Annotated in this window: 9 protein-coding genes and 1 pseudogene; 2 read left to right on the forward strand and 8 right to left on the reverse strand. The window is 60.9% G+C overall.

The window, feature by feature from the left end; all coding sequences use genetic code 11:
• Positions 1-221, reverse strand: a pseudogene (locus tag EN991_RS09365) (ABC transporter permease); the annotation flags it as partial.
• Positions 222-334: 113 nt separating this feature from the next.
• Entirely contained in the window at positions 335-1,324 is a 990-nt protein-coding gene (locus tag EN991_RS09370; protein WP_013530444.1) for an ABC transporter substrate-binding protein, read from the reverse strand.
• Positions 1,325-1,656: 332 nt separating this feature from the next.
• Between EN991_RS09370 and EN991_RS39835 the strand changes: the two genes are divergently transcribed.
• Complete coding sequence (locus tag EN991_RS39835) at positions 1,657-1,830, forward strand: hypothetical protein (protein ID WP_164752743.1); 174 nt, start codon at positions 1,657-1,659, stop codon at positions 1,828-1,830.
• Here EN991_RS39835 and EN991_RS09375 read toward each other — a convergent pair.
• The 6 genes from EN991_RS09375 to EN991_RS09400 form a co-directional block, all read right to left on the reverse strand.
• Complete coding sequence (locus EN991_RS09375; protein WP_024503976.1) at positions 1,827-2,648, reverse strand: carbohydrate ABC transporter permease; 822 nt, start codon at positions 2,646-2,648, stop codon at positions 1,827-1,829. The two genes, EN991_RS39835 and EN991_RS09375, sit on opposite strands and share 4 nt — an antisense overlap.
• 2 nt (positions 2,649-2,650) lie before the next feature.
• A complete protein-coding gene (locus tag EN991_RS09380) occupies positions 2,651-3,517 on the reverse strand; it encodes a sugar ABC transporter permease (protein WP_127368634.1) in 867 nt (288 codons plus the stop codon).
• A gap of 56 nt (positions 3,518-3,573) precedes the next feature.
• Positions 3,574-4,869 (reverse strand): sugar ABC transporter substrate-binding protein, encoded by a 1,296-nt coding sequence (locus EN991_RS09385; protein ID WP_245460931.1) that lies wholly within the window; start codon positions 4,867-4,869, stop codon positions 3,574-3,576.
• Between the two features lie 82 nt (positions 4,870-4,951).
• Positions 4,952-6,484 (reverse strand): putative N-acetylmannosamine-6-phosphate 2-epimerase, encoded by a 1,533-nt coding sequence (locus EN991_RS09390; RefSeq protein ID WP_127368636.1) that lies wholly within the window; start codon positions 6,482-6,484, stop codon positions 4,952-4,954.
• Positions 6,485-6,552: 68 nt separating this feature from the next.
• Positions 6,553-7,302 carry a GntR family transcriptional regulator gene (locus tag EN991_RS09395; protein ID WP_027160933.1) on the reverse strand — a complete coding sequence of 250 codons (750 nt, stop codon included), beginning with the start codon at positions 7,300-7,302 and terminating at the stop codon, positions 6,553-6,555.
• Between the two features lie 130 nt (positions 7,303-7,432).
• Complete coding sequence (locus EN991_RS09400; RefSeq protein WP_013530438.1) at positions 7,433-8,218, reverse strand: IclR family transcriptional regulator; 786 nt, start codon at positions 8,216-8,218, stop codon at positions 7,433-7,435.
• Positions 8,219-8,348: 130 nt separating this feature from the next.
• Here EN991_RS09400 and EN991_RS09405 point away from each other — a divergent pair, with 130 nt between their 5' ends.
• Positions 8,349-9,416: a succinylglutamate desuccinylase/aspartoacylase family protein gene (locus EN991_RS09405; protein WP_127368637.1), complete on the forward strand. Its 1,068-nt coding sequence runs from the start codon at positions 8,349-8,351 to the stop codon at positions 9,414-9,416.
• Positions 9,417-9,559 lie beyond the last annotated feature (143 nt).

The raw sequence follows: 9,559 nt of genomic DNA on the forward strand, positions 1-9,559 counted from the left end.
GGCAGGAACATTTCCTTGACCGCTCCGGAATAGGTCAGCGCGAACCAGCCGCCGATGACGGCGATCCAGACCATGAAGCCGAGCGTAATGGAGAGAGAGCGCGGCACAGCCCGAAACGGTGTGGCGATGACTTTCAGGACGGATCGACCGGCCTGACCTTCTTCAACTCTCGCGGTCACGCCATTGCTGACCAGAGAGCTCGTGTTCGGTGCTAGTGTCACGGGATACCCTTTTGGGCCGCTTGGACCGGAGGCGCGAGGTCCGCCTCCGGTTCAGCCAAATCACTTTGCAAGGTCAAATTACTTCGCAGGCCAAGCTACTTTCCAAGGCCAAGCTACTTCCCAAGGAAGGATGTATCGACGAGGTCGTCATACTTGACGTCCATTTTGAGCTTGCCGAAGCCGCCCCAGATATCGCCGCCCAGCTTGATCAGCTTGCCGGCTTCGCCAGTCTCGCCACCGGCGAAGAATTCGGCATTGCGCTGCTTACCGTAGAAGTTCACGCCAGCGGCCGAGGAAGCGAAGTCCTTCGGATCCTTCAGCCAGCCGCCGACGCCTTTGGCCATCACCTCATACGCCTTCTCAGGATTCTCCTTGATGAACTCGTTGGCCTTGTAGAGGCCCTTCACCAGCGCCTCGACATCTCCGGGGTTCTTCGTGATGTAGTCGCAGTTGAGCGCCACCACATCGACGATCAAGCCGGGTGTCTTGGAGGAGTCGATCAGCACCTGTCCCTTGTTTTCCTTTTTGGCCAGCGTCAGATGCGGTTCCCAGGTGACGGCAACGGGAATGCGGTCGGCCATGAAGGCGGCGGCGGCATCGTCTGCCGTCATGTTGGTGATCTTCACATCGGCCTGGGTGAGACCGGCCTGCTTGAGCAGGATATTGAACCAGAACTGCGACACTGAACCCTCGTTCAGCGCTACGTCCATGCCTTTGAGGTCGGCGATGCTCTTGACCCCGCTGGGCGCGAGCACGCCATCGCCGCCATGGCTGTCATCCAGCGCATAGACCGACTTGAAGCAAACATCCTTCGAACGATACTTCATGATCTCGTCGACGGTCGAGGCGCTGCCGTCGAGCTCGCCGGCGGCAACAGCCGCCATATACAGCGATGCTTCCTCGATGATCTCAAGCGAGACATCGAGCCCACCTTCCTTGAAGTAACCCATGTCACGGGCAAGGAAGAGCGGTCCGTACCCCACCCAGGTCGTCATGCCCAGTTTCAAGCTGCCAGCTTCGGCGTGGAGGCTCACCGATATGGCGCTGAGCGCAATGCCGGCCACCAGCGCGGCCCGGCGAAACTTCGAGATTATTGTCGTCATCACGTTCCCCTGTTTTTCTGAAGTCGGGCGTTATCCCGGCCCGAACGAAACCCGCTCCGGAGGCATCGCCGAAGCCTGTCGCCTGACGTTCTTTTCTTGTTTTCTTTCAGCCGATGGCGGAGCAAAGCACGTTGGGTGCGCTGCACAAATTATGATTTTCAGTAGTTCGGCTTAGGCTGGACCTAACCAGACTGCGCTGCGTCTGCGCCATCGCGATTTCGCCATCAGCAAGCTGCACCATTTCTTCCTTCCTCGGCCAGCCCGAGGCCACACCATTTTACGCGCCATCTATTGGCCGGGGCTGAGAGAGGGGGAACTGGAGCCGAGCTATTGTGGGCTACGGCCTAACGAACGGGTTGCAGTTCGGCGATTTCGACATTCTGGCTGATCCGTCCGGACGGCTGATCCGTCTTTTCGGAATCGAGTCACCTGGCCTGACAAGTGCGCTGGCGCTGTCGGATTGGGTTGTCCAATTTGTCGGAAAGACGAACTTCTTCTTGCTTTAGCCTTTGACCGCCCCAGCGGTCATGGATCCCGATATCTGCCGATACATCACAAGACCCAGCAATGCCGGCGGCAAGGCGCCCAGCATCATGACCGCGGAAGCGGTTCCCCATTTCACGCCACCGCCGCTCGCGGCGAAGAAGAAGGATGCGCCGACCGTCATCGGCACGGCACGACTGGTTGTCAGCATGAGGCCGAAGAGGAATTCGTTCCAGGCGGTGATGAAGCCGAAGATGAAGGTTGTGACCAGCGCCGGTCGGATGACGGGCCGGACGATCATCATCATCACCTGCAAGGAATTTGCGCCATCGACTTTCGCCGCCTCGTCGAGTTCGACTGGTACATCTGAAATCGCGTTCACCAGGATGACGAGTGCAAGCGGCGCGTTGACGATGGTCAGGATGAGCCCGAGCCCGATCCGCGTATCGAGCAGGCCCAGCCACTGGTACATCATGTAAAGCGGGATCGCGAAGATGATCAGCGGCACGGCGCGAAGATTGATGACGATCGGCAGGACCAAGCGCTTTCCCGCCTCGCTGCGCGCGATCGCATAGGCAGCCGGGAACGCGAGCACGATCGCAAGGCCGGTTCCGATCAGCGCCGCCACGGTGCTGTTCAGCAGATAGGCATAGATGTTGAAGCGGCTGGTCTGCGTCAGGACCTCCAGATAGTTGTCGAGCGTCGGCTGGCTGATCCACAAACCGGGGTTCGTCGAAAGCTCGCGCTGGCTTTTGAGCGATGTGATCAGCGTCACGATAATGGGGAAATTCATCGCCAGCACGGCGATGGCAAAAACGATCCAGCGCAGTGCCCCGGCCATCGTCAACGCTTCCTGCGGCCGGCAAGCCGGTTAAGGCAGTGGAGAACGATGAACGACGCCATGAACAGGACAACCGAGGCGGCGACCGCCTTGCCAATAGCCCCTTCCTTGAAGAAGGCTTGGTAGATGTAGATCGACAAGGACGTCGTTGAACCTCCTGCACCACTGCCGGTCAATGCATAGACATTGTCGAACACCCGGAAACCGTCGATGAAACGGATGAAAAACGCGATGACCAGCGTCGGCTTCATCAATGGCAGGTCGATCCACCGGACGATCTCAAACGGTGATGCGCCATCGAGCGAGGAGGCTTCGCGCACGTCGAGCGGTATGGCCGAATAGGCCATGTAGAAGAGCAGGAAGGCGAAAGGCGTCCATTGCAGCGTCTCCACGACGACAAGGGTGCGGAAGGCATTGTCGATGTCGAGGAAGGCCGGGCTGTCGCCAAACCATTCGAAGAGATAGTAGGGGACGGGGCCCGCGAATTCATGCAGCACCAGCCGGTACATGAGACCGACCATGGCCGGCGCGACCATCAGCGGCAGCATCAACGGCGCCATCAGAACTGGGCGCTTGCTCAGAAGCGGCGCCAGGAAGATGGCAAGGAAAAGACCGATCAGACATTCCGCTGATGCGGTAAGAATACCGAAGCGCAGAGAGAACCAGGCCGAGCTCCAGAATTCGCGGTCGTTCAACACCGCGACATAGTTGGCGAAACCACTCAACACCGGACTGCGCAGCGTCTCGAATGTAACGGTCGAAACGGAATAGATCAGGTTGACGATCGCCGGAAAGCCGAGGAACAGCAGCAGGAAGCCGACCAGCGGCGTCAGATACATCCTGCCTTCGGCACGTGTCACAAGGGCCATGTCGATCCGCCAAACGCGCCGGACACCGAGCCTCGACCCGGCGTCCGGCAAATGGTTCATTTCTTGAGAAGGTCCTGCATGCCCGCCTTGGTGTGGGCGAGCGCATCCTCGAGGCTCTGCTGGCCGGACCAGTAGCCGGTGAACTCCTTTGCCTGCAGTTCATAGACCGGGAGCGCACTCGCGGACGTCGCTCCGGTCATGACATAGCCGTACTTGCTGGCGAATTCGCCGAGCTTGACGAGGTCGGGACGTTCCTTCGCAACCTTGGCGACGACATCGGGAGATAATGCCGGCGAACCGCCGCTGCGCGCATAGAGCAAGGCCGCATCCTCGGTGGCGAGCCACTTCAGGAACTTGACGGCGCCTTCCTTGTTCTTGGCGTTCTTGTTAAGGCCCAAACCAAGGCCGTGGATATGATCGGCGCGTCCGTCGGAACCTGCCGGTGGCGCGACGATCCCGGTCACCTCGGCGACGGCCGGGGATTTTTCGGTGCTGGTCAGATCCGCCGCCGCGGCATTCCACTGCAGCGCCGTCGCGGCCTGGCCGGATGCGAAGGCCGCGTTGGTTTCCGCATATTCGTAGCTCAGCGAATCCTTGGGCGAAGAACCGGCATCATAGAGTTTCTTGTAGAGTTCGAGGCCTGTCTTGTAGGCATCGGAATCCACCGTGACATTGCCGTCCTTGTTCATCCAGTCGCCGCCGTAGGAGCGCGGCAGGGACTGGAAGACCATCATGTTGAACAGCAGGTTCTTCATCTGCAGGACCGTGCCATAACGCACCGGGCTGTCGGGGTTCACCTGCTTGGTGAAATAGAGGGCGGTGGCCGCCCAGTCGTCCCAGGTCCAGCTGTCCGGGTCTTTCGGCTGCAGCGGCTTGCCGAGATATTTCTGGGCGATTTCACCATAGGTCTTCTTGGCGGCGTCATCCCCGATCAAGGCGTCGATGAGATCCTTGCGGTAGTACATGAAGTGCAACGAAAGGTCTGTCGGCACGCCGTATTGCTTGCCGTCGAACTGCATCGTCTTGAGAACGGATTCGCCGAAAACCTTGACCGCGTCCGTGCCAAGATCGACCGGCTCCATATAGGGCGCGTAGCGACCGAGCGAGTAGGTGGCGACGAGGTTCACGTCGAAGGCACTGGATCCGGCCGCCATGTCAGCCTGCAGCTTGTCGTAAAAGCCTTCCCGGTTGAAGAACAGCAGCTCCACCTTGTCGGCATCGCTTGCCTGCTTGTTATAGGTTTCCACGGTTGCCCGCAGTGCGGTTTCCTCGGACCCGCCAGGCCAGCCGAGCACGGTCACGGTTGCGTTGGCAAAGGTCGGCAAAGCTGTCCCCGCGAGGAGGGTGGCCATAAGCGCAAAAGACGTCCTGCTCAATTTCATGATCGTTCCCTTCTTTTTTGATGATTTTTGCATGGCATGACCGGCGGCGCCGCTACCTTGCCCATTCGGCAAGATCGGCAACACCGATGACGCCGGCGTGGCCCGCGAGCTTCGCCGCAACGAGATTGGAGGAAAGGCGCGGTGGAACCTCGCCCAGATGCGCGCGCACCCGGTCGAGATAGCCATCGGCAAGACCGATGCTGCCGCCGATGACGATCGATTTCGGATCGAACATCATCTGAATGTCCCGGCACAGCGTCGCGACCCGCGAGGCGCTCCGCGAGACGATGGCGTCGGCCCAGGCCTCGCCCTTCAGCGCACGCCCGAACACATCGGCGGCATCGGCCTTGAAGCCGGCTTTGAGGGCCTGCGAAGCGATCCAGCGGCCGGAGGTGCTGTCTTCGAGTGGGGCCTGGTCTGCAGACAAACCACGGATCAGACCGAAGTGACCGGCAAGACCGGACAGCAATCGGCCGTTGCAAACGATGCCGCCGCCAATTCCGGTCGAGATGGTCAGAAAGACGATGTCGCAACCTTGCCCGGCGCCGAATTTGTATTCGCCCCAGGCGGCTGCCTGGGCATCGTTGAACGCACAGACGGGCTTGCCGAAAACAGCGGATGCCCTTTCGACCAGCGGGTAGCCGTCGGGAATGCCAAGCGTCGCCGGATTCAACGCCGACCAGCGTCCATCGTGCACCAGCCCCGTCACCGCAATACCGATACGACTGAAGCGGCTTGACCAGGCTGACGTGCTTTGCGCAAGGGATGCCAGCCAGGCGTCGGGTCCAGCCTCTCGCGCGGTAGGCACGATCATGTCCTCGACCACCTTGCCGCCGCTGACCAGCGCGGCCATGGTCTTGGTTCCCCCGATGTCGATGCCCAGCACGGTTGGGCCAAGCACGGTTTGCGTGCCCCTTGCCGCATAGGCCCCGGAAATCGCCTGGTGGAACCACGAGGTGACGTGCTCGGTACGGGTGATCGCCGATCCGACAACCACGGCACAGGCGCCGGCGCGCGCGGCGGCGGCCGCCTGCTCCGGCGACCGGATACGCCCTTCGGCGATGACGTAGGGGCTCAGGGTTCGCATTTGAGCGATGAGGGCAATGTCCGGATCCTCCGGCTCCGGCCCGCCGACATAGCCGGAAAGCGTCGTGCCGACGAAATCGACACCCGCGGCAAGGGCCCGGCGCGCATCGTCAAGGCAAGAGCAATCGGCCATGGTCAGCTTGTTCCTGGCCTTGACGGCTTTCACAAGCGCTTCGACAGGAATGGGACGGACACGGTCCGTCGCATCGAAAGCGATGATATCGGCGCCCGCCTCGGCCAGCGCCTCGACATCGGCCAGATAGGGCGTGATGCGCACGGGGCTGTCGGTCAGATCGCGCTTGACGATACCGATGATCGGCTCGCGGACGGCCAGGCGGGCGGCCGCGACATAGGGCACGGATTCGATGCGCAGGGCCTTGGCTCCGGCTTCAAGAGCGGCCCTGGCAAAGCCCGTCACGAATTGCGCACTGTCCATCGGGCCGCCGGGAACCGGCTGGCAGGACACGATGAGACTGTTGGCGATGTCTTCCCGCTGCACGTCGGCACTCCCCTGTCGCCATCACGATAAATGGAAAATACCAGATTACAACCAGTTCATAACTGGTATTATCTTTGCAGCTCGAAGACGAAGTCGTAGACGTCTCCCTTGTAGCGTGTCTCGCAGTATTCCACGATCTGTCCGTCGGCGAGAAAGCAGCGGCGCTCGGTCATCAGCAGCGGTGCGCCCATCTCGCAATGAAGGTGTCTTGCATCCTCCAGCGATGCGCCGCGCGAGCGCATGCGCTGGATTGCCCTCTGAGGCAGGAAGCCGCGTGCATCTAGCGCTTCATAGAGGGAGTCCTGAACCATCTCGGGCGAAGGAAGGAAGCGAACCGGCACGGCCGAGACCTCGACGGCGATCGGCGCGCCATCGGCCGTCCGCACGCGGCGCATGCGGATTACATTGGTGTTTGCGGCAATACCCAAAGCCATCATTTCGGCTGGCGATGGACGGCTTATCTGTTTGGAAAGCCATAGGCATCCAGGCTTCAGGCCGCGCGCCAGAATGTCCTCCGAAAAGCTCGTCAGCGTCGAAAGCGATTTTTCGACCCGCGACCCGATCTCGGTTTTGGAACCATGCCGGCGATTGAGCTGCCCTTCCTCTTCGAGCAACGCCAGAGCTTTTCTCACAGTGACACGCGAGATCGACAGGGCTTCCGCCAGAACCCGCTCGCCCGGCAGAACCGCGCCGGCCTTCAAAGCGTTGGAACGGATCGCTGCCTCGATCGCCGATTTCAACCGTCGGTAAAGCGGCACATCGGAGGCTGTCGCTTCCATCTCCCGACTGACAAGCCCGATCAGGTTCACGGTTGTCATTGCTCTTCCTCCCGCGCGAGAAGCACCCAGGATCAAAACATTCCTGACTGGACCCATACTGGTATTATCAATCCGGTGCAAACGTCCCGCGGGCGGTGCCTCGTCTGCGCCGTCAGCGCACCACGACCCCTCAGCGAACCCGCGGTGACAGCTTCATGGAGATGCGATCGCAGGCAGCACGCAGGACCTCCAGAGTAAAGGCATGGCGGCTTTCACGCGTATGGCGATTGATATAGGCGACGATAATGGAGGCGACGGCGCTGCCGTCCGGTCCGATGACCGGACAGCAGATATCGGTGATGCCGACGAAATCACGGCTCTCGCGCATCCAGTAACCGTCCGCGCGGATGGTACGAAGCTGCTTTTCCAGCGCCTCTCGATCCAGCGGCGCCGGCGAATGTGCCGCACATTCGTCGATCATCCGCGTCGCGACCTTTGGCGGCTGGAAGGCAAGGATCACATGGCCGGAGGTCGCGTCGGTGGCCAGGCGGCCGTAGCCGAGGCGCAGCGTGAACGCCATGTCCTCGCCGCCGGGAACGGCCGCGGTCACGACGGTCAAGCCATGATTGAAGACGACCAGGTGCGGCGACTGATTTGAGTCCCCGGCAATCCGCGTCAGCTCGGGCATTGCGGCGGACATGAGATCCTGAGCGCTCGGCGTGTGCAGCCCCAGCTTGAAAAGCTTGTCGGTCAACGAATAGGCGTCGGTCTCGGCGTTGCGCTCGATATATTGACGCTCCTGGAGCGCGATCAGCATCCGGAAAATCTCATTCTTCGAACGACCGAGGCCTTCCGCGATCTCCTTCATCGTCAAGGGCGCCCGCGCCTCCGCCAGCAGCTCCAGGACATCCAGACCCTTCGTCAGCGCCGGGGCCGAATAGGTCGGTTTGCCACTCTCTTTTGCGTCATCTGCCATTCGAAGAATCCCCGGTGGTCCACGCACGATAGAGACAAGAAATCGGAATTGCCATTGGTTTTATATCCAAACTTGACACCATATATAAAACTGTCATGATGACGGGGACAATGAATTTCGAGGCCGACCAATGACCGTACAGAGACCAGCAAACACTGTCCGCGCGACCATCACGCCCCGGAACAACAGTGTTTACACGTCGGTCGATTTCGATCGCGAGGGCAAGCAGATCGGCTTCTTCCATGTGCCTCAATCGCCGCACGACGATGCCTGGGGCACGGTCCGCGTTCCGCTCGCCGTCATCAAGAACGGCGACGGTCCGACGGTCCTGATCGAGGGCGGCAACCATGGCGACGAATATGAGGGGCCGATCGCGCTCGGCGAGCTTCTGCGCGAGATCGAACCACGGGATATAGCCGGTCGCATCATCGCGATTCCGGCCATCAACATTCGGGCCGTCGAGGCCGGCACCCGCACCTCCCCGATCGACGGGTTGAATTTCAACCGCAGTTTTCCAGGCGATTTCAACGGCACGCTGACAAGCCAGATAGCGGCCTATGTGCATGACATCCTGTTTCCGAAGGCCGACTATTTCCTGGATCTCCACTCCGGCGGTTCGTCCCTGATGATCCTGCCGAGCGCGATCATCGAGCCCTCCCCGACCGCGCAGGGGCATCGCAAGAACATCAAGGCGACGCTCGCCTTCGGGGCGCCGACCGTTGTCATGGTCGACAATCTCGGTGAAACCCGGACCTCGACCGCGTCCGCCAATCACCAGGGGCTGATCGTCATCGGCAGCGAGATGGCCGGCGGCGGCCTTGTCAGTCCGGATGCGTTGGCCATCTGCCGCAGGGGCATCCGCAATGTGCTGAAACATGCAGGCGTCCTGAAGGGCGCGCCTGACATTGCCCCTGGCGCCAACGCACGCGTGCTCAAGGTGCCCGGAAGCGAAGGCTATCTGCTTTCCGAGGAGGACGGTGTCTTCGAACCCTTGAGCCCGCTCGGCAGTGCCGTCAGCAAAGGCGACCTTGCCGGACGCATTCACTTCCTCCACACGCCGTCGCGCGCGCCCATCGATCTCCTTCACCCCATCGACGGCATCGTTTTCGCCAAGCGTCAACCCGGCCGCGTGCGCCCGGGGAATTGCTGTTTCGTGCTGGCCAACGAATATCCGGAGGCACTGACCGATGAGCCATGAAGACATCATGGCGGCTGCCCGGCGCATTGCCCCCTTCATACGGCGCACCCCGGTCGTCAAGCTCGACCATGCCACGGGCGCGAACCTCCAAAATGATGTCTATTTGAAACTCGAATGCCTCCAGGTGAGCGGCTCCTTCAAGA

This window comes from Mesorhizobium sp. M7A.F.Ca.US.005.03.2.1, assembly GCF_003997795.1.
Taxonomy (GTDB): Bacteria; Pseudomonadota; Alphaproteobacteria; order Rhizobiales; family Rhizobiaceae; genus Mesorhizobium; species Mesorhizobium ciceri.

Excerpts from the sequence above, each read along its gene's own strand:
- EN991_RS09370 (WP_013530444.1), bottom strand. The coding sequence starts at position 1,324 with ATGACGACAATAATCTCGAAGTTTCGCCGGGCCGCGCTGGTGGCCGGC.
- EN991_RS09380 (WP_127368634.1), bottom strand. The coding sequence starts at position 3,517 with ATGGCCCTTGTGACACGTGCCGAAGGCAGGATGTATCTGACGCCGCTG.
- EN991_RS09405 (WP_127368637.1), top strand. The coding sequence starts at position 8,349 with ATGACCGTACAGAGACCAGCAAACACTGTCCGCGCGACCATCACGCCC.
- EN991_RS09400 (WP_013530438.1), bottom strand. The coding sequence starts at position 8,218 with ATGGCAGATGACGCAAAAGAGAGTGGCAAACCGACCTATTCGGCCCCG.
- EN991_RS09375 (WP_024503976.1), bottom strand. The coding sequence starts at position 2,648 with ATGGCCGGGGCACTGCGCTGGATCGTTTTTGCCATCGCCGTGCTGGCG.
- EN991_RS09385 (WP_245460931.1), bottom strand. The coding sequence starts at position 4,869 with ATGGCCACCCTCCTCGCGGGGACAGCTTTGCCGACCTTTGCCAACGCA.
- EN991_RS09395 (WP_027160933.1), bottom strand. The coding sequence starts at position 7,302 with ATGACAACCGTGAACCTGATCGGGCTTGTCAGTCGGGAGATGGAAGCG.